Origin of the sequence: Dyadobacter sp. CY261, assembly GCF_021440085.1 — a bacterium.
Lineage (GTDB): Bacteria > Bacteroidota > Bacteroidia > Cytophagales > Spirosomataceae > Dyadobacter.
Window position 1 is genome coordinate 84074 of the sequence record NZ_JAKCPW010000009.1, and the last position, 18673, is coordinate 102746.

The following is an 18673-nucleotide window of genomic DNA, read 5'->3' on the forward strand; positions in this document are numbered from 1 at the left end:
AAGTGTATAAGAGACCACCGACTTATATTTACTATCATGAAAAAGACTTTTTTTTCCTGCGTGGCCCTTTGTGTGACCGCAGAGATTTCCGCACAAAATATCCCGTCCTCCGACATCCAGATCAAAACCGCCGTCATGGCCGCACCGTCTGATAAACAGGCAGGTGCAAAGGTTTATGGCTATGGGTCAGATGGTACGTTCAAGATACTCCGCGAAGGCAGCAACGACTTTGTATGCCTGGCCGACGATCCAAAGAAGGAAGACATTGGTGTATCATGCTACCTGGCTGAACTCGATCCGTTTATGGAACGTGGCCGGCTTCTCGCGAAAGAAGGCAAAAGCCCCAAGGAAATTTTCGATATCAGGGAAAAAGAGGTGAAAGAAGGCAAATTAAAAATGCCGAAGCAATCATCTACTTTATACGTTTTGTCCGGATCAAAGGATAACTATGACGCCACGGCAGGCACACTCAAAAACGGTTATTTACGCTATGTCGTCTACATTCCGTTCGCGACCTCCGAGAGCACGGGGCTACCATTGAAACCGGACGTTCCGGGTATGCCGTGGATTATGGACCCAGGCACACACCGGGCGCACATTATGATCAATCCGCCTAAACCGTAAAACCGCTGGTTTTTACCTTTTGATAATCAATGCTTCTACATTAAAAATTTAGTGTGAGAAAGCATTGCATTAATGGATTTTGCAATTTTACTTTGTAAAACAAAGTACTTTTAAAAATCACCATGAATAAGCCTATAACATCCGACTTTGACGTAATCCAAGGTTTACCCTTAAAAGAAAACGATGCTTCAATCGAAGACAAGTCCACCCGGTTTGATTCTGACTACCAGATCGGGCTCGGATGTCTGCTGTTCAGCGCTACGCTCTTCCTGGTCACCACTTTCAAAACGGCGTTGACGACAGCGGGCGGAGCGGTATTTGCCCTGTCGTATTTAACGGCCTTGTTTTACACGGCCTGGCTACTCGGCTCCGGTAAATTGCGCTGGTTTTGGAAGAAACAACACGCCGAATTCATTCATCACAGGCTGCTACTTGGTTACGTATGGCTGGTAAGTTGTTTTGCTCTGAACCAGGACATGCATATTTTCCGCCCGTCTGCGTCCTGGCTGCTGATATGTGTTGCAGTAAGCGGGCTTTCGGCGATTGTTTACACTTGGGAGGAATCTCTCCCGCTCTTTTTTCGGCGTGTGCTTTTTGTAGTAACCGGCAGCTCGCTCATGCTGTGGGTTTATTATTCGATCTACCTACTGCCGCTCTACCCTTTAAGCGTGATAGGCCTGCTTGCGCTCGGGCTATCTATACATTCTTTCATACCTCTCCTGCTATCGTCTACCTACCTACGCCTTCTCTATTTACGGTGGAATGACTCTAAACCCGCCATCGTTATCGGCGCATTGTTGCCGGTGGCCGTGGTGATTTATTTCTCTGCTACCTGGTATTCTATTAACACTTCCATTGGCTATCGGGTCAATTCCATTGCCAGTCGGGCCACCGATGACCTGCCCGATTGGGTCATTTTTGCCCGTGATTTGGAGAATAACTGGATAGCCCGCCGTGTCATCATGAGTGACCTGGCCTATCAGGTCATCGACAGCAGAAACAATTCCCTGCTTGATAACGCATTCAATAGCACGGAGCTCATCAGACACGACCCGCTCGTGCTCATTGCCTCCGCTTTCACCAGCAAGCTGCCATATCGAAAGCTGAGCGGATTAAGATCATGGATGTACTTTATGATACCCGGCACGAAACCCAGGAACGCCTGTGGTCAGGGAGCAGTTTGCGTACGGCCAATGTGCTCACACAGGCACGTATATATCCGGACGTGCGGGTCGCCTACACAGAAAAGACGATCAGCATAGCCAACCAGTCGAGCTCATCGTTCTGGCAAGAGGAAGCGCTTTATACGTTTTATTTGCCTGAGGGATCGGTGGTGAGCTCGCTTTCGTTGTGGATCAATGGAGTGGAGGAAAAAAGTTACCTGACAACACGAAGCAAAGCCGATTCTGCCTACCGCACGATCGTCGGCCGCGAGGCCCGTGACCCTTCGGTGGCGCACTGGCAGGAAGGAAATACGGTTAAAGTCAAAGTCTTCCCTTGCACTTCCCGAGAAAATCGCAAGTTCAAGATTGGGATTACTTCACCGCTGAAACTGGATCGAGAAAGTCTGGTTTACGAGAATAGCTGGTTCAAAGGCCCCGGAGCGAGCGACGCCAATGAAACGATCCGGATTGAATTTCCCGAAAACACCGTTCCGCCTCAACTTCCCTTCGACACAACGACTTCCGGTTCCGGCTTTATGGTGTATGAAGGCAAATACCAGTCTTCCTGGAATGTCCGGTTTAAATTAATGCCACTCACACACGACATTTTCTCGTTTGACGGAAAAAGTTATGCTTTGGAACCGCTGGTGCAAACGCCCGATAATTTCAGAGCAGAAGCATTTTATCTGGACATCAATCAATCCTGGACAAAAGATGATCTCGATACATTGTGGCCCCTAGTCAAAGACCGACCCGTATTTGTTGCCGATGAACGGCTCATCAGGCTCACCAGCGCCAATAAAGACGAGCTCTTCAAAACCTTGTCGACATTCCATTTTTCGATATTCCCGACACACCAAATCCCTCATCCGGAAACTGCGTTGCTCGTGACGAAATCCGGTCCGTTGTCGCCTACACTCCATGAACTGGACAAAAGTCCTTTTGCTAAAATGCTCAGCCGCAGCAATGGCCCTGCCGTACGCGCTTTTATCATCGGAGATGAGCCTTCACCCTATATTAAGTCGTTGGACGAACTACGGATAATCCGCGGAGAGAAAACCGACTGGCAAAAACTGAAAGGATTTATTGCCAAGCACCAATTCCCTGCCGATCCCGAAAAAGACCCGTCGGTAATCCGTATCGACGAATCTAAAACCCTGATCCGCGAAATCGACGGTGTAGCGAACGGTCAGGCACCCGACCATCTGCTACGGCTTTTTGCTTACAACCACATCATGAAACAGATTGGCGGCCATTACCTCGACCAATCCTTCTAAACCGATTCCATTTTGAATACAAAACTCGTTGGCGAGGCAGAAGCGGCACATATTGTTACGCCGGTTTCGAGCATGGTCGTCCTGGAAAGTCAAAGAGATTATGACCGTTTCGATATCCGAAAGAGTAAGAACAGCCTCGACAATGCAACGCTGAAGAGGTTCGGTGCGGTACCAGAGCCGCATGAATGGATACTCATAGGTCTTTTCGTCTTAATCATCAGCATTTTCACAATTCGCCGATATGTCTGGTGAAAGAACATCCGGCGTCGCTTTTCTGACAGGCTACGCAGGCATTTCAATCCTCTTTTTTATCCGGGGATATGTCACCGGCGATGCCACCTTTTGGATGGGTATGATACTGATTCCATTTTTGTTCAGCGCATTCCCGCCCGGCCAAAAAAGCTGGCGAATGGCGCCTATGGTAGCATTGATCATCATAATCTGCTGCTTCCGGGGCGAAACGTCATTTCGGTTTTTGTTGCTAATATGCGCGTGTCTCCTAGTCACCGAGACCTATTTCGGAAAACTGAATCCGCTGCTTTTTCTGACACTTCTCGTAGCATCTCCGATTTTCAAATATGTTACCGAAGTATTCACCTTTCCGATCCGGCTGCAAATCACTGCCTGGACAGGCTGGCTATTACAAAAAGCACGCATACCGGCAAGCACTGAAGGGAACAGCATCCTCCTGAATGGGTCTGAATTTTCCGTCGATCCGGCCTGTATGGGTTTACAAATGACTGGCTTCGCGATATTCTCAGCTATTTTCCTCCTTACCGACGGGCGGAAGCGCTATCAGCGATCATTGAATGCGGTCTTTCAGGCTGGCTTCATCGCTTTGGCCTTTGTTCTCAACATCCTGGGAAACCTCATTCGCATTATCATGCTGGTGTTATTGAAAATCGCTCCCAGCAATCCAATGCACGATATGACGGGGATCATCTGCTTGCTGGTTTACGTGGTAATGCCACTATATTTTGTAAGCCGGTACATTTACCAGCGCTTTGCCGAACCGACTTCACAACGGCCGACTAGCCCACGACGTTTTTCTGCCTATCGGCTGGCCGTGCATACCGGCCTGTTACTTAGCTGCGCCTTTTTGTGTTTCCCAAAACCACCTTTTAATGTACGCCCTATCCGGGCGATGGAAATCCGGCCGCCAGGTGACTATGAAACAAACCAGCTTGCCAGCGGGGTCGTTCAGTTCAAAAATTCAGACGCATTGGTCTACGTAAAACCTATCCCTGCATTCTATTCTACCGAACATAGCCCGGCCACCTGCTGGACAGGCTCGGGTTATCATCTCGGCCGGGTTTCCAGGAAGGTCGTCGGCGGAAGCACGGTTTACATTGGCACTCTCAAAAAAGGAAAAGAGGAACTGTTTACAGCTTGGTGGTTTTCAGACGGACTTGACGCCACCAGCGGTCAACTAGATTGGCGTTGGCGATGTCTGGCTAAAAATCGGCATTATCAACTCATCAATGTAACGTCGGACAATGCCGACCGACTTGAAAAAGAAGTAAAACGATGGTTACCGGCAAGTTGAGGGTATATTGCATCAGAGAGCGTCTTTTCGAGGAAAAGATCGGATAATCAATGAAAAAAACAGCACGTATCCTCACCATTTTGAGCCTGCTCGCGTTATCGTTACCTTCTATGGCACAAACAGAAACCATTACACTCTGGCCGGAAGGCAAAGTCCCCAATTTTAAAAGTAGCGACGTAGAAGAAAAATCGGCCACCGACGCCCAGGGCATCCTGCGTATCAGCGGCGTAACGATCCCGACCATTACCGCGTACATTGCACCAAAAGAAAAGGCTACGGGCGCGGCGGTGATGATCTGTCCCGGCGGTGGCTATGGCATTCTGGCTGCGTCACATGAAGGAAGTGATTTTGCCAAATGGTTTAATGACAGGGGCATTTCCGCATTTGTACTAAAATACCGCCTTCCCAACGAAAAGGCCATGACGCACCAGCATGAAGTACCGCTGATGGACGCCATGCAGGGCATGAAGCTGATTCGTCAGAATGCCTCCAAATGGAATATAGATGTGAACAAAATCGGTGTGATGGGCTTCTCGGCCGGTGGGCACCTTGCTGCGACACTCTCTACGCATCATAATATGGGAGAGAAAGCGTCGCCTGACGGTAAACCGAATTTCTCGGTCCTGATTTATCCGGTGATTTCATTCCAGCCTGTCATTTCGCACGGAGGTTCTCGTGACAACTTGCTCGGGCCGGAAAAATCGGAAGAGCTGATCAAATATTACTCGAACGAATTGCAGGTATCCGACCAGACCCCGCCTGCATTCCTGGTACATGCGATGGACGACACCGGAGTACCGGTTGAAAACAGCATCCAATATTACCTCGCCCTGAAAGCAAAGAAAATCCCGGCAGAAATGCATTTATATCCCCAGGGCGGACATGGTTACGGCATGCGCACCGAGGGAAAAGGTTCACTAGCCAACTGGCCCGCTGCCATGGAAGGTTGGCTGAAAGCTATGGGATACCAGAAAAATTGACGCCACGATAAATTAATCCCTAGTTTTGAAAAAAATTTCAACGCTAGGGATTCGCTTTTTATGCATGCTTTTAACCGCCTCCTGGGCAATCGGAGATATTTGCTATTTATTGTGCTATTTATCGCCGCATTCTCGACCATTCAGTCGATCCTGTCGCATACCAAGACCTTCCCGGGCGGAATACAACCTTACACCGCCTATAACAACTACCTGATTTTCAAACAATCCTTCTTCCACCTGATCGAGGGAAAGGATCTGTACATTCTGCACCCGACCGAGCACTGGGATTTGTTTAAATATAGCCCCACGTTTGCCCTCGCCTTCGGAGTAATGGCCTTCACACCGGATGCGATCGGTTTGTTCCTTTGGAATCTCGTGAATGTACTGGTGCTCTTTTATTCGATCTATTACTTACCTAAAATCGACCTCCGCACCAAAGGGCTAATGCTCACGTTCATGATCGTGGAGCTATTGACCGCCACGCAGAACGAGCAAAGCAATGCGTTGATTGCCGGGATGTTATTGTTTGCATTCAGTTTTCTTGAAAAGGACAAATATTGGCTGGCGGCGTTGTGCATTGTCTGCACGATCTATATCAAATTGTTCGGTATTGTCGCGCTGGCCTTGTTCCTGCTATATCCCAACAAATTGAAACTGGCCTACACCACGGCTACCTGGTTCCTGGTGTTTACAATAATTCCCGTGATCGTCACAGGTCCCGATCAACTCATTTTCCTTTACAAAAGCTGGGGGCGGATGTTGACGGAGGACCGCTCGATTTCGGACGGACTGTCGGTGATAGGCTGGCTTAAAACGTGGTTTGGCCGGCCTGTGGACAAAACATGGGTCAACATTGCCGGAATGGCGATTTTCTGCCTTCCATTATTGAAAATCAAGTCTTACGGAAACTTTGCATTCCGTGCATTAATGCTCGCCTCGGTACTTGTTTGGGTGGTGATTTTTAACCATCGGGCCGAGTCACCGACGTTTATTATTTGCATAGCGGGCGTGGCTGTTTGGTATTATATGCAAGCCCCCAACAAACTCAATTATGTGCTGCTTGTGCTGGCATTTGTGTTCACGACATTGTCGCCAACAGATATTTTTCCGAAGTTTATCCGGAACGAATTTTTCTGGCCTTATGTGATCAAGGCTGTGCCATGTATTCTTATTTGGGGCAAAATTGTTTATGATCTGCTCGTGACCGATCTGCTTCCCCGCCCAACAGCTGTGGAAATTATCGAATAAAAAAGGCGTTACAGGAATGCTGCGGCTGCAACCTGTAACGCCCGAATTCAAATTCTTTCAATCAATTTCCCCCCAGAAGCGTCCGGTTCACCTCGCGCACCTCTTTGGTCGACAAGTAAACGTTCTTCACAATCTTTTCGTAGTCGTCGGAGATTTCAATGGTATAGACGCCGTCGCTCATTTCCTCGAAATTTATCTTGCGCCCCAGTTTAGTAAGATATTTGGCGACAAATTCTTCGTGCAACAGCTTACCCTTGCTGTCGAGCAACCGGATAGTCACTTTTTCGCCTTTGTCTTTTTCCATCATCAAATTCATCGACATCGTGTCGCGAACGCGGTACATTCCCACCCGGAATTTCTCACAGGTATTGTTTTTACATTCCGCCTTGGGTGACACGATCGGATCTGCTTTTACATTGGAGGCGATTACAAATAATACGAAAGCAGCGGCGGTTTTTAAGATGTTCTTCATGGCTTTTGAAGGTTACAGATTGGTACTTTTTAAATGATTTTGCACCAATGAGGTAACCGTTCAGGCCTTTGTTGCACACAAAGTTTAGACGGTTGGAAATGCGGTTGAGTGGTTTGTGGCTTAAAAGTCTTACCGGAGTGGCATATTACCGAAGCTCAGCAAACGTATCAAAAAGAACGAAAACCAGCCTGATTTGCTGGTAGACGAAGGCGAAGTTTTCAGAAATTCGATGAAATTCTGAAAAGGTTTTCAAGACTACCCCCCAATCGCAATCATCTGCCGGTTCTGTTCGTATTCTGATTTGGCTTGATCTTCGGAAAAGCCGGCGTGGCCCCCGTGCCTGAAATGCTTTTTCTGAAAATGGGCATAAATGAGTGGACGGACGTCTTCGCCCTTGCGTAATGGGGTGAGCAGATCCACTTCGGAAGTGTCGAAAAGGCAGTTTTTCAGCTTGCCGTCGGCGGTTAAGCGAATGCGGTTGCAGCCCTCGCAGAATGGATGGGTAACTGTCCCGATAATACCAAAAGTCCCGGCACCGCCATTCACCTGGTACCTTCTTGCGGTATCATGCAACTCACCAGCCACAGGTTGAAATTCAAATTCCTGACTGACTTTTACCAACAGATCTGCATAGGAGACAATTTTGGAAAGATCCCATTGATTGCCCTTGAACGGCATAAACTCAATAAAACGAACATGCAGGTTAGGCTCGCTCAACGTCATTCTGACAAAATCGTTGACTTCGTCATCATTTGTGCCACGCATTACGACCATATTGAGCTTTACGACAAAACCATCATCCAAAAGCAAACGGATGTGATCCAGTGTCTTCGTAAAATGGTCACGTTTGGTAATTGCACGAAAACGGTCTTCACTCAAAGTATCCAGACTGACATTCAGCGAAGTAACACCAGCCTGCTTTAATTGAGGAATAAACTGATCGATGTAAACAGCGTTCGTGGTGAGCGTGAGAGAGGCGGGAAGTTGTCCTAAATTCGAGATGATTTCCCCGGCATCTTTCCGGACCAAAGGTTCTCCGCCGGTAAGCCTTATTTTTTCAACCCCCATTTCGACAAATAATCTCGCCAGATGGGAGATTTCGTCGGCCTGCATGAGCCATTTGGACGGCATGAATTGCATATCCTCCTGAGGCATACAATAGGTACAGCGCAGGTTGCACTTATCCGTAAGCGAAATGCGCAGATAAGTGTGCTTGCGACCAAATGTATCTACAATCGGTAATGCCATGTTTGTCCCTAGTCGTGTTTCTTTCCCTCTAAAACATTAAAAACATGTAAAACATGCGGAAAGAGCGCATCAATATATTCCGTGACACCTCCGGTACTGCCCGGCATTGCGATCACAAGCATTTCACCGATGAATCCCGCCGCAGATCTCGACAGCATTGAAGTAGGGATACGTTCCTGCCCATATCGACGCGCTGTCTCGGCAATACCGGGAATTTCCCGGTCGAAAAGCTCGGATACTGCTTCAGGTGTTACGTCTCTGTGCGAGAGTCCGGTACCACCTGTGAGTAGTACCAAATCACAATCCGCACGCTGCAACGCCCGCAATTTGGCTTGAATGCCGGCCTTCTCATCCGCAACAATGCTGTAATCACTTACCTCCAACTGGAATGCACCGAGTTTCTCAATAATCTTTTTGCCCGATTTATCTTCACCAATTCCTTTCGAAATGCTGTCGGAACATACGACAACCGCCACTTTCAAACCCTCGGGAGCAGCTTTTCGATCGCTTTTGCCTCCTTTCTTTTCCAACAAACGAATATGCTTTATTTCGACACCCTTATCAATCGGTTTGAGCATATCGTACATCGTAAGCGCCACCACCGACGCGCCATGCATAGCCTCTACCTCGACACCGGTTTTATATATCGTCTTGACAGTCAGCTCTATCACGATTGTCAGATCCTCAATCTTGTATTGCACCCCCGTGTATTCCACCGGAATGGGATGACAATCCGGCAATAGATCGGGCGTCTTCTTTACTGCTAAAAAACCCGCCGCTTTCGCCATTTCGAAAACATCGCCTTTCGGCACAGACCGGTTTTGTATCGCCTCCACGGTTTCCTGCTTGCTCACCTGCACAATAGCCTGTGCAGTAGCAATGCGGAGCGTATTGGTTTTATGCGTAATGTCGACCATATGTAATTTTGAATGACTGAATGATTGAATGATCGAATTTTGAGTGAGAGTGAATTTTGAATGAGTGAATAGTCATAATGAGTGAATAGTCATTAGGTCAGTAGTGATTTCTTGTAAATCAGAATCAATAATATTAAACAACACCTGTCAACACCTTACTTATTCAATTCCGTCATTCAATCATTCGGTCATTCAAAATTCACTCATTAACATTTACCTATTCTCCTTCCAAACATGCTGCCCCGTTTCGCCAACCAGTTCCTTACCGAAAATGGGGACTTTGGCTTTGATTTCTTCTACTATATATTCTGAGGCTTCGAATGCCGCCCTTCTATGCGGGGAGGAAACGAAAACAAACAGGCTGATCTCGCCGGTTGGCACTACACCCAGGCTATGGTAAATATGCATGCAGGTCAGCTCGAATTTGGTAAAAGCAGCCTCCCTGATGTCGTGGAACGCCTGCTCGGCCATTTCCTCGTATGCGGTGTAATCGATACCCGCCACCGCACCGCCTTCCTTCTGATCGGCACGGATTTGTCCGAGGAAAATGGCATGGGCACCAATGCCCGTCTTAGATTGGTGGCTCGCGATAGACTTGGCCACAAATTCGGGATTTATCGGCCCTTCTATAAATACCTTTTTAGGCTTATGTGTTTTTTCCATGGTCCTCCTGTTATCCTCCTGCAAATGGCGGCAGCAATGCAACCTCCGCCGGGATTTCGATAGGTACAAAATCCTCAGAAATTTTCCGGTTGACCGCTATTTTGAATTTCTTATCACGCATGGCCGGATACTTATCCAGCACTTGCGCACGAAACTGCCCGACCGTCAGCTCACCGCCTGCATTCCAGACTTCATCCGATAATCCGGCGATTTCGGCCAGCATCCCGAAATATTTGACTTGAAAGCTCATTTATATCGATGGTCAATTCTTTTCTCTCCCAATAACCCGCACATCGCTGTTCAGGTTCAGACTGGCAGCAAATGCACTTCTACAAGTTCGCCAACCGCCACCTGATTTTGGCTAACCGGCAGATAGATCAATGCATTCGCAATCGCGAACGACCCAATCACGAACGATTCCTGGCCGTCGAGCGATACAACTTCGTTTCCCTCAACCCTCGCTTTCAGAAACTCGTCGCGTTCCCCGTCGAAGCGGTAAGCGTGCCGGATCGGCAATTGGACCGATCTCAAAAATGGCTCTTTGGAACCCATAATTTTTTGCAAAGCCGGCAGCACATACTCGTAATAACAGACAAGCGAAGATGCCGGATTACCAGGCAACGCGAAGATCAGCTTTTCTTTCTTTTTGCCAAACAGCAGTGGCTTGCCAGGCTTCTGTCTTACCTTATAAAAGATCGTCTCCGCACCCAATGCTTCCAATGCCTTTCCCACAAAATCATAATCCCCCACCGAAATCCCGCCGGAAGCGAGCACTACATCATTTTCCTCCAACAGTGCCTTCAAGGCTTCTATTGTTGCATGCAGTTCATCAGAAGCATAGCTGATCGTAACGCTGTCAATCCCAATCTGATTAAGTGCGGCTTTCAGCATGGCGGAATTGGATTCATAAATCTTGCCGGGCCTAAGTGACTCTCCGCTTTTCAGCAGTTCATCGCCAGTAACCAGCAAACCGATCCGGGGTTTTGAATATACCGTCACGGCGTTCACATCCATTCCTTTCAAAAAGCCTATGGCACCCGGAGAAACAAGCGTACCTGCCGGCAATGCTACGGCGCCGGCTGCGATCTGCTGCCCCACCCGGCGGATATTCTTACCATCGGGCACAGGGAACTCGTTAATCATCACGATTCCATCCGCCGCCGACGTATTTTCTTGCATCACAACGGCCGTGGCACCGTCAGGTACAGGGGCTCCTGTGAAAATACGGGCTGCCAAACCAATGTTGACCACAGGAAGATCGACCTGTCCGGCTTTGGACTCGCCGACAAGTCGCAACTCCGTGCCGGGTTGGGTAATATCCGAGTGCACGATCGCATATCCATCCATAGACGACTGCCGGAACGGCGGCAAAGCTATGGGGGCAATCACGTCCTTCGCAAGGAAACCGCCCCCAGCTTTCTCCAGCGGCACTGTAACCGTCGGCAGTGTGTTGGAATTCGCAATAATTCTCTGTTTCGCCTCGTTGACTGTGACCATATTTGAAATACCATTCGAGAACGCAAGTTAACACATTCGGGAAGGCCAAAAATGTCGCTGGATTTCAAATTAGCATACAATTGCCGACATTTTCCACAATAATACCATTATCCCTACAACTGACTATTTGTAACCAGTTGACCATCAATATATATAACTTTCACTAAAAACTGCCTCTCTTGCTAAAATTACATTCATTACCGAAACTTGCATTTGGTACTAAGTGGTTTCTACCAATTAAAATTTTACGTTCTAAGGCGATGGCCTGGTTTTTATTCAGAATCAATTACCGAAGACAAAATGTAGCGATCTTATTTTTATCCTAGAATTACTTTTACCAAACCCCTATAAATCAGTTTTTTACCTCAATTTCAAATTTTATTTATTCAATACCGTTATCTTTGCACTTCGGCCATGTGCCTAAAATGATGTTTCACGAAATACAAAATGCATGATTAGACTTATCTTTATGGCCTTCTCAATCGCGATATTTGGGAAATCCCCGGTGAGCGAGGTGGAGGTGGAAAAGAAGGAACTGAAAGAAATAACAATCATTAATTCAGATCTTCTTGCTATTGACTTCTGTGGCGAAGCCATTCCATTATCAGAGCTTCGAATCGCCGAGCGATATCAAAACATGATCAGAAATTACGACAATCCCACTTTTCGTAAGCTGATGACCACGACAAAAAAGAGAATGCGGATTATTGAACCCATTCTCAAGAAGTACGGAGTACCAGCCGATTTTAAGTATATTCCATTGATAGAGAGCGCCATGAAAGACGAGGTAACATCCCGTCGCGGCGCAGGCGGATACTGGCAGCTCATGCCCTCCACCGCAAAATCTCTCGGGCTGGTAATAGATGAAACCAGGGACGACCGCAAACATTTGGTCAAATCGACCCACGCGGCAGGTAAATACTTGCGTGACTTGTATAAGCAACTGGGTTCCTGGACATTAGTAGCTGCTGCATATAATGCAGGCCCGACGCACATCCAAAACCGGATGGACTCGCAGAATAAAGATGATTATTTCAAACTCCGACTCAACTCGGAAACAGCAAGATATCTCTACAAAATCCTTGCTGTGAAAGAATGGTTCTCCAATCCCGAAAGAAGCCGCGAATGGGGAAGCGGCGACGTGGTAGAGCGACTAGCTGCATTCAAGACAGAGCAGAAAAAAGCGGCAGAGCTGGCCAAGGCCGAGACCACATCGGAAACCGGATCATAATCTCCTTCATTTTATTTGAAAGTTCATGTGAAGAAACGGATACATTATCCTTTTCTTTGTGTTGTTACGACACGGGCACACTAGCGCCCCCTGAAAACGTTCTTTACTTTAAATACTCACTTTAAGACATGACAAAAGCGGAAATGATCACCGACAAAGGGACAATGCTCATCGAATTTTATGATGAAGATGCCCCGAATACGGTGAAAAATTTTGTTGACCTTTCCAAAAAAGGCTTTTTCGACGGACTGATCTTTCACCGCGTCATCCCTGACTTCATGGTTCAGGGTGGCGATCCTACCGGCACCGGCCGCGGAGGACCTGGCTACAAAATCGATTGCGAGCTGACCGGCGGTAATCAATATCACGACCGCGGTGTGCTTTCGATGGCACACGCCGGACGTAATACCGGTGGTTCACAGTTCTTCATCTGCCATAGCCGTAACAATACTGCGCACCTTGACAGGAACCATACCTGCTTCGGCCGCGTGGTAGAAGGAGTGGATACGGTTGATTTGATCCGTCAGGGCGACAAGATCCAGAAGATCACGATCATCGAAGAGCAGGCGTAAGTCACCACAATAAAGCAAAAGGGGGCCGGAATATTGATTCCGGCCCCCTTTTGCTTGTTATCACGGCCATCTCACCAGAAATGTGCGTACAGAAAAGCAATGATTATGAGTACAACTACGGCACCGATCACAAAGGTACGGTGCGGCATGAACATCGACGCGTCAATAGCAAGGCCTTTCTTTTCGTCAGGCATTACCAGGCCAAGGACGATCATCACTGCCACACATATCAGGAACACGAGGCCCATACGGTCGAGGAACGGCACCTGGGTCCAGTCGGCGAATGGAAAGTAGTTGTTATGCATTGCCAGGGCGATGAGGAAGCCACCCACGATCGCAAACAAGGCGCCCGCAGAGTTGGTCCGTTTCCAGAAAAAGCCCATGATAAACGAGGCAAAAATACCCGGCGATAAAAGACCGGTCATTTCCTGAATGAATTGGAAGCCACCTTTTTTATCGATTCCCATGTAAGGGGAAACGATAATCGCGATGATCATAGAGATGACTACCACGGCGCGGCCAATGCGTACGAGTGTTTTCTCGTCGGCGTTTTTGCCAATATAGTTTTTAAAAATATCCAGTGTAAAGATCGTCGAAATACTGTTCGCTTTACCTGCAAGCGACGCAACTACTGCGGCGGTTAATGCGGCGAACGACAACCCTTTAAGACCTGTGGGAAGCAGATTCAGCAGTACGGGATAAGCCTTATCTGCGTTGATAAGACCATCTTCACCGAGCATTTCGGCCTGAAACATGCCTTTGCTGTACAACGCGTAAGCAGCGATACCGGGCAATACCACGATTACCGGCATCAATAATTTGAGGAACGCGGCGAAAAGGATACCGTTACGTGCGGTTTTCAGGTCCGCACCCAATGCACGTTGCGTAATGTACTGATTACAGCCCCAGTAGTTCAGGTTCACGATCCACATACCACCAAGCAAAACCGCCAAACCGGGAAGCTGCATATAGAAAGGGCTCGATTTGGGGAAGATCATGTGGAAATGATCGTCGTGATTGTCGCGCATTACTTTGAAACCCTGCACAACACCTTCCACACCTGCATTATCAGACACAAGATTGATAGCAAGGTAGGTAGTGGCCAATCCACCGATCACCAGGAAGAATACCTGAATTACGTCTGTAAAGCCAATTACTTTCATCCCGCCGATGGTAATGATGATCGCGAAGAGTGCTAACGCAATCATACAAAACTGGAAATCAAGCCCCGAAATACCCGAAACCGCCAAAGCCCCCAGATAGAGGATCGAAGTAAGGTTAACAAGAATGTACAGCGCCAGCCAGAACACGGCCATGATTAAGCTCACCGATTTGTTATATCGCTGGCTCAGGAACTGGGGCATGGTGTAAATCTTATTCTTGAGGTAAATAGGCATAAAAAAAACAGCCACAATCACTAATGTAGCTGCTGCCATCCACTCATAGGTCGAAATCCCGAGCCCCATCGAGAAACCATTCCCGGACATCCCGATAAACTGCTCCGCTGAAATGTTAGAAGCGATCAGCGATGCACCGATCGCCCACCAGGTAAGCGAGCCTTCCGCGAGGAAGAAGTCCTTTGTTGATTCAACCTTTGATCTTTTCCGCTGATAAATCCAATAACCGTAACCGGAGACTACAATGAAGTAAAAGAAGAAAACGACATAATCCAGTGTTTGTAATTGTTGCATTTCAAATAATAAAATAGATGAATGATTGAGATTGATCAGCTTGGAATGAAACGTACATTATTTTCCGAAAATAGTACAAAATCAAAAAGAATACGATAATAACGCCTCTTGTTCTGAAAAGAAGCGCATAAATATAGCCTACAAGCACCTATTCGTAATGCTTTACTCTGATATTTTCTTCGAATCTTTAAAATGGTGCGGGTTCGCAGGACCGTAGGCTTTCCCGAACGAAGACCCTTGCTGCATTTCGGAAATAAACCGTTGCAAGCCAGCATCTTTACGAAAAAGCAACCAGTAAGAAACCTCCATCCCAGCCGTCATGTAGGCAGCCATAACGTGCTTTTGGTCACCTTCAAAAAACTCCCGCATGGTCGATATGTCTTTGAGTAAAAGCAGGTCACGCCCGTTGCGGGTGTAGTAACGCCATTCGTAACGGTAGGCCTTATAGCGCTCTTTCGGCTCCTTTTCGGACACGAAACGCCTGTCGAGCATAAGTGCGAGACCTTCGTTGAACCATTGGGGGATGTCGGTGGTCGTTTTCCACCAGCCGATCTGCCCGAGCAGTTCGATATGGCTCATTTCATGGGCGACCACATCGGTGTTCATGTCCTGCGCATTAAGAATAACATAGGAGTTTCCCCAGGGTGTGCCGATGCTGCATCCAGCCCCCTCGGTGCTGCTGCAATATGTCTGGTATTCCTGCGGGGTTTGGCAGATGATGATCTTCGGGTTGGATTTCCTGCCGTTGTAAAATGAATCGACCCTTGCCTCAGCCTGGGCTACGCTGCTTTTGAGGCTGCTATATTTCTTGCTGGAAATGCCTGGGCTGAAATAAAGCTTTCCATTTTCAGATTTGAAGCTCGACAGCGAGATTAACTCGCAATAGAGTATTTGAGGGTAAAGGAAAAAGAGGCTGCCCAACAGGATGATTAATCCGGTCAGAAGAAATTTGGTGACTTTCCGGATGGGCTGGGAGTTCAAAAGAAGAGTATTTTTCGCCACGAAGAACACCATCGCGGCGTTCTTCGTGGCAATCAAATTAATGCTTAAAGTGGCGAACGCCCGTAGTAACCATCGCTACGCCATTCGCATTGCAATAATCGACCGAATCCTTATCACGGATAGAACCGCCCGGCTGAACCACGGCAGTAATGCCGGCGTGGTGCGCAATTTCTACACAATCAGCAAAAGGGAAGAATGCATCTGAAGCCATTACCGCACCGTTCAGGTCAAAACCGAATGCTTTCGCTTTCTCGATCGCCTGACGCAATGCATCCACGCGTGAAGTTTGCCCCGTACCGCTCGCCAGCAATTGATTTTCTTTTGCCAAAACGATGGTATTGGATTTCGTATGCTTGCAAACTTTCAATGCAAATTCAAGCGCTGTCACTTCACCGGCGCTAGGCGCCTTTTCGGTTACAGTAGTGAATTGCGCAGCCACTTCCGTTGCCAGGTCTTTATCCTGCACCAAAACACCATTCAAAATGGTTTTGAACATCACCTGAGGCAATTCCACAGCATTGCGCTTCAACAGAATGCGGTTCTTTTTGGATTTCAACAGTTGCAATGCTTCATCATCATAAGCAGGCGCGATCAGGATTTCCATGAACAATTTGTTCAACTCCTCAGCAGTAGCCAGATCGACTTTTGCATTGGTGATTACCACACCTCCGAAAGCAGAAACCGGGTCGCACGCCAGCGCATTGTCATATGCTTCCTTAGCGGTGGGCGCTGTGGCTATCCCGCATGCGTTGGTATGCTTGATAATGGCAAATGTAGGCTCCGCGTCAGCGAACTCGTCGATCAGGCTCACGCACGCGTCGACGTCCACGAGGTTATTATATGAAAGCTCTTTTCCGTGCAGTTTATCAAAAATACCGGCGAGGTCGCCATAGTATTTTGCGCTTTGATGCGGGTTTTCGCCGTAACGCAGTGTTTGAGAAGTTAGGTTGGTGAAATCGAAGAGTTCTTTATCGGTCGTTTCCTTTCCGGCAGTGAAAAAGCTGTTGATCGCTCCGTCGTAATGCGACGAAACGCCGAAAGCCAGGCCTGCATAATAGCGGCGGTCCTCGATGTCAGTCTCTCCTGCTTTAGCATTGAGCAGCTCAACAACCTCGGCATACTGGCTGCGCGAAGAAACGATCAATGTATCTTTAAAATTTTTGGCCGTTGCGCGGATCAGGGAAATACCGCCAATGTCTATTTTCTCGATGATATCCTCCTCGCTTGCGCCGGATGCCACTGTTTCCTCGAAAGGATAAAGATCCACAACCACCATATCGATGGCAGGGATATTGTATTGTGCCGCCTGTGCCACATCACCGGCGTCATCGCGGCGGTAAAGGATGCCACCCATGATCGCCGGGTGCAGTGTTTTGACACGACCTCCGAAGATCGAAGGATAGCCTGTCAGCTCCTCGGCAGCAGTAACGGGAATGTTGAGATTTTCAATGAAAGTCTGCGTTCCCCCAGTCGAGTACAGCTTCACGCCGTTGTGGTGCAGGAGGCGAACCAAAGGCTCAAGTCCGTCTTTGTAGTAAACAGAAATCAGCGCGGATTGGATTTTTTTAGACATTGTGCAATGTTTGCTCTAAGATTACAAATGCGGGATTTTGCTTACTTTCGGTATTTCGGCTCGTCCCATGTTGAAAAATAAACCGCAAAGATAGCCGAAAAATCAACGAAGTAAGAAGCGGAGCGCACGAAAATCAAAACGTTATCATTCTGAAACCAAGTTTAAAAATACGACTATGAACCTCGACCTGACCGGAAAAACAGCGCTTGTGTGCGGAAGTACCCAAGGCATTGGGCTTGCATCCGCCGTAGAAATCGCATTGCTCGGTGCCAATGTGACCCTTGTAGCACGAAACGAAGAAAAACTCCGCGAGGCCGTCGAAGATCTGGACACTTCTCTTGGTCAGCTTCACCGGTACATCGTGGCCGATTTCTCGGATCACGAAAATGTTAAATCGGCCATTGAAAATTACCTTCGGCTATGTCCGGACGTCCATATACTCGTTAATAACACGGGTGGCCCGTCGGGCGGTCCGATCATCGAAGCAGAGACCGATCAGTTTTTAAAAACCTTTCAAATGCACGTGATCAATAACCAGTTTCTCGTGCAGGCCGTGGTTCCGTCGATGAAAAAAGAAGGTTTCGGGCGCATTGTCAATATTATCAGCACGTCTGTAAAGCAGCCTATCATCGGGCTCGGCGTGTCCAATACCATTCGAGGGGCGGTGGCAAGCTGGGCAAAAACGCTTTCGCTCGAACTCGGGCAGTTTGGGATTACTGTCAACAATGTGCTGCCTGGCTACACCGAAACGGCTCGTTTAGATTCCGTTTTTGAAATGCGCAGCAAAAGCCAGGGCAAAACGAAGGAACAGGTCGCCGACGAATTGAAGGCCAGCATTCCCATCCGGCGTTTCAGCGAGGCGAAAGAAGTGGCTGCGGCTGTGGCGTTTTTCACGAGCCCCGCTGCGGGAAGCATTAGCGGCGTAAGTTTGGCTGTCGACGGCGGCAGAACGGAGAGTTTATAATCAGG

The 18673-nt window shown here is 48.0% G+C and carries 18 protein-coding genes; 9 read left to right on the forward strand and 9 right to left on the reverse strand.

Going from position 1 to position 18673, the window contains the following annotated elements; translation table 11 throughout:
• Window positions 1–36: 36 nt before the first annotated feature.
• The 6 genes from LZD49_RS23795 to LZD49_RS23820 all read left to right on the forward strand — a co-directional run bounded on the left by LZD49_RS23795 (window position 37) and on the right by LZD49_RS23820 (window position 6838).
• Window positions 37–624 (forward strand): hypothetical protein, encoded by a 588-nt coding sequence (locus tag LZD49_RS23795; protein WP_234670183.1) that lies wholly within the window; start codon window positions 37–39, stop codon window positions 622–624.
• 1120 nt (window positions 625–1744) lie between these two features.
• Window positions 1745–3064, forward strand: a complete 1320-nt coding sequence (locus LZD49_RS23800; RefSeq protein WP_234670184.1) for an XrtN system VIT domain-containing protein — start codon at window positions 1745–1747, stop codon at window positions 3062–3064.
• 12 nt (window positions 3065–3076) lie between these two features.
• Window positions 3077–3316, forward strand: a complete 240-nt coding sequence (locus tag LZD49_RS23805) for a hypothetical protein (protein WP_234670185.1) — start codon at window positions 3077–3079, stop codon at window positions 3314–3316.
• The gene (xrtN, locus tag LZD49_RS23810; RefSeq protein ID WP_234670186.1) at window positions 3306–4610 is read left to right on the forward strand and encodes an exosortase N; all 1305 of its coding nucleotides are present in this window, start codon (window positions 3306–3308) and stop codon (window positions 4608–4610) included. The genes LZD49_RS23805 and xrtN overlap by 11 nt, the downstream gene beginning before the upstream one ends.
• A gap of 50 nt (window positions 4611–4660) precedes the next feature.
• Window positions 4661–5590, forward strand: coding sequence for an alpha/beta hydrolase (locus LZD49_RS23815; protein WP_234670187.1), 930 nt, complete (start codon window positions 4661–4663; stop codon window positions 5588–5590).
• Window positions 5591–5689: 99 nt separating this feature from the next.
• The gene (locus tag LZD49_RS23820) at window positions 5690–6838 is read left to right on the forward strand and encodes a glycosyltransferase family 87 protein (RefSeq protein WP_234670188.1); all 1149 of its coding nucleotides are present in this window, start codon (window positions 5690–5692) and stop codon (window positions 6836–6838) included.
• Between the two features lie 61 nt (window positions 6839–6899).
• Here LZD49_RS23820 and LZD49_RS23825 read toward each other — a convergent pair whose 3' ends face one another.
• From LZD49_RS23825 to glp, 6 genes are all read right to left on the reverse strand, one after another.
• Window positions 6900–7310: a hypothetical protein gene (locus LZD49_RS23825; protein WP_234670189.1), complete on the reverse strand. Its 411-nt coding sequence runs from the start codon at window positions 7308–7310 to the stop codon at window positions 6900–6902.
• Between the two features lie 255 nt (window positions 7311–7565).
• Window positions 7566–8558 carry a GTP 3',8-cyclase MoaA gene (moaA, locus tag LZD49_RS23830; RefSeq protein ID WP_234670190.1) on the reverse strand — a complete coding sequence of 331 codons (993 nt, stop codon included), beginning with the start codon at window positions 8556–8558 and terminating at the stop codon, window positions 7566–7568.
• A gap of 8 nt (window positions 8559–8566) precedes the next feature.
• Window positions 8567–9475, reverse strand: coding sequence for a bifunctional molybdenum cofactor biosynthesis protein MoaC/MoaB (gene moaCB / locus LZD49_RS23835; protein WP_234670191.1), 909 nt, complete (start codon window positions 9473–9475; stop codon window positions 8567–8569).
• Between the two features lie 213 nt (window positions 9476–9688).
• Window positions 9689–10138: a molybdenum cofactor biosynthesis protein MoaE gene (locus tag LZD49_RS23840; protein WP_234670192.1), complete on the reverse strand. Its 450-nt coding sequence runs from the start codon at window positions 10136–10138 to the stop codon at window positions 9689–9691.
• Window positions 10139–10148: 10 nt separating this feature from the next.
• Entirely contained in the window at window positions 10149–10388 is a 240-nt protein-coding gene (locus tag LZD49_RS23845) for a MoaD/ThiS family protein (protein WP_234670193.1), read from the reverse strand.
• Between the two features lie 56 nt (window positions 10389–10444).
• Window positions 10445–11635, reverse strand: coding sequence for a gephyrin-like molybdotransferase Glp (gene glp / locus LZD49_RS23850; protein WP_234670194.1), 1191 nt, complete (start codon window positions 11633–11635; stop codon window positions 10445–10447).
• Between the two features lie 451 nt (window positions 11636–12086).
• On the opposite strand from glp, the gene LZD49_RS23855 reads away from it, so the two are divergent.
• Both LZD49_RS23855 and LZD49_RS23860 read left to right on the forward strand, forming a co-directional pair.
• Window positions 12087–12866 carry a lytic transglycosylase domain-containing protein gene (locus LZD49_RS23855; protein WP_234670195.1) on the forward strand — a complete coding sequence of 260 codons (780 nt, stop codon included), beginning with the start codon at window positions 12087–12089 and terminating at the stop codon, window positions 12864–12866.
• A 128-nt stretch (window positions 12867–12994) separates the two neighbouring features.
• Entirely contained in the window at window positions 12995–13438 is a 444-nt protein-coding gene (locus LZD49_RS23860) for a peptidylprolyl isomerase (RefSeq protein ID WP_234670196.1), read from the forward strand.
• 71 nt (window positions 13439–13509) lie between these two features.
• Here LZD49_RS23860 and LZD49_RS23865 read toward each other — a convergent pair whose 3' ends face one another.
• The 3 genes from LZD49_RS23865 to purH all read right to left on the reverse strand — a co-directional run bounded on the left by LZD49_RS23865 (window position 13510) and on the right by purH (window position 17704).
• Window positions 13510–15129 carry a sodium/sugar symporter gene (locus LZD49_RS23865; RefSeq protein ID WP_234670197.1) on the reverse strand — a complete coding sequence of 540 codons (1620 nt, stop codon included), beginning with the start codon at window positions 15127–15129 and terminating at the stop codon, window positions 13510–13512.
• 162 nt (window positions 15130–15291) lie between these two features.
• The gene (locus LZD49_RS23870) at window positions 15292–16110 is read right to left on the reverse strand and encodes a hypothetical protein (protein ID WP_234670198.1); all 819 of its coding nucleotides are present in this window, start codon (window positions 16108–16110) and stop codon (window positions 15292–15294) included.
• Between the two features lie 58 nt (window positions 16111–16168).
• On the reverse strand, window positions 16169–17704 hold the full coding sequence (gene purH, locus LZD49_RS23875; protein ID WP_234670199.1) for a bifunctional phosphoribosylaminoimidazolecarboxamide formyltransferase/IMP cyclohydrolase: 1536 nt from the start codon (window positions 17702–17704) through the stop codon (window positions 16169–16171).
• 175 nt (window positions 17705–17879) lie between these two features.
• Here purH and LZD49_RS23880 point away from each other — a divergent pair, with 175 nt between their 5' ends.
• The gene (locus LZD49_RS23880; RefSeq protein WP_234670200.1) at window positions 17880–18668 is read left to right on the forward strand and encodes an SDR family oxidoreductase; all 789 of its coding nucleotides are present in this window, start codon (window positions 17880–17882) and stop codon (window positions 18666–18668) included.
• Window positions 18669–18673 lie beyond the last annotated feature (5 nt).

Excerpts from the sequence above, each read along its gene's own strand:
- LZD49_RS23845 (WP_234670193.1), bottom strand. The coding sequence starts at position 10,388 with ATGAGCTTTCAAGTCAAATATTTCGGGATGCTGGCCGAAATCGCCGGA.
- LZD49_RS23860 (WP_234670196.1), top strand. The coding sequence starts at position 12,995 with ATGACAAAAGCGGAAATGATCACCGACAAAGGGACAATGCTCATCGAA.
- LZD49_RS23865 (WP_234670197.1), bottom strand. The coding sequence starts at position 15,129 with ATGCAACAATTACAAACACTGGATTATGTCGTTTTCTTCTTTTACTTC.
- LZD49_RS23840 (WP_234670192.1), bottom strand. The coding sequence starts at position 10,138 with ATGGAAAAAACACATAAGCCTAAAAAGGTATTTATAGAAGGGCCGATA.
- xrtN (WP_234670186.1), top strand. The coding sequence starts at position 3,306 with ATGTCTGGTGAAAGAACATCCGGCGTCGCTTTTCTGACAGGCTACGCA.
- LZD49_RS23880 (WP_234670200.1), top strand. The coding sequence starts at position 17,880 with ATGAACCTCGACCTGACCGGAAAAACAGCGCTTGTGTGCGGAAGTACC.
- LZD49_RS23795 (WP_234670183.1), top strand. The coding sequence starts at position 37 with ATGAAAAAGACTTTTTTTTCCTGCGTGGCCCTTTGTGTGACCGCAGAG.
- purH (WP_234670199.1), bottom strand. The coding sequence starts at position 17,704 with ATGTCTAAAAAAATCCAATCCGCGCTGATTTCTGTTTACTACAAAGAC.
- LZD49_RS23855 (WP_234670195.1), top strand. The coding sequence starts at position 12,087 with ATGATTAGACTTATCTTTATGGCCTTCTCAATCGCGATATTTGGGAAA.
- glp (WP_234670194.1), bottom strand. The coding sequence starts at position 11,635 with ATGGTCACAGTCAACGAGGCGAAACAGAGAATTATTGCGAATTCCAAC.
- LZD49_RS23815 (WP_234670187.1), top strand. The coding sequence starts at position 4,661 with ATGAAAAAAACAGCACGTATCCTCACCATTTTGAGCCTGCTCGCGTTA.
- moaA (WP_234670190.1), bottom strand. The coding sequence starts at position 8,558 with ATGGCATTACCGATTGTAGATACATTTGGTCGCAAGCACACTTATCTG.
- LZD49_RS23825 (WP_234670189.1), bottom strand. The coding sequence starts at position 7,310 with ATGAAGAACATCTTAAAAACCGCCGCTGCTTTCGTATTATTTGTAATC.
- moaCB (WP_234670191.1), bottom strand. The coding sequence starts at position 9,475 with ATGGTCGACATTACGCATAAAACCAATACGCTCCGCATTGCTACTGCA.
- LZD49_RS23800 (WP_234670184.1), top strand. The coding sequence starts at position 1,745 with ATGGATGTACTTTATGATACCCGGCACGAAACCCAGGAACGCCTGTGG.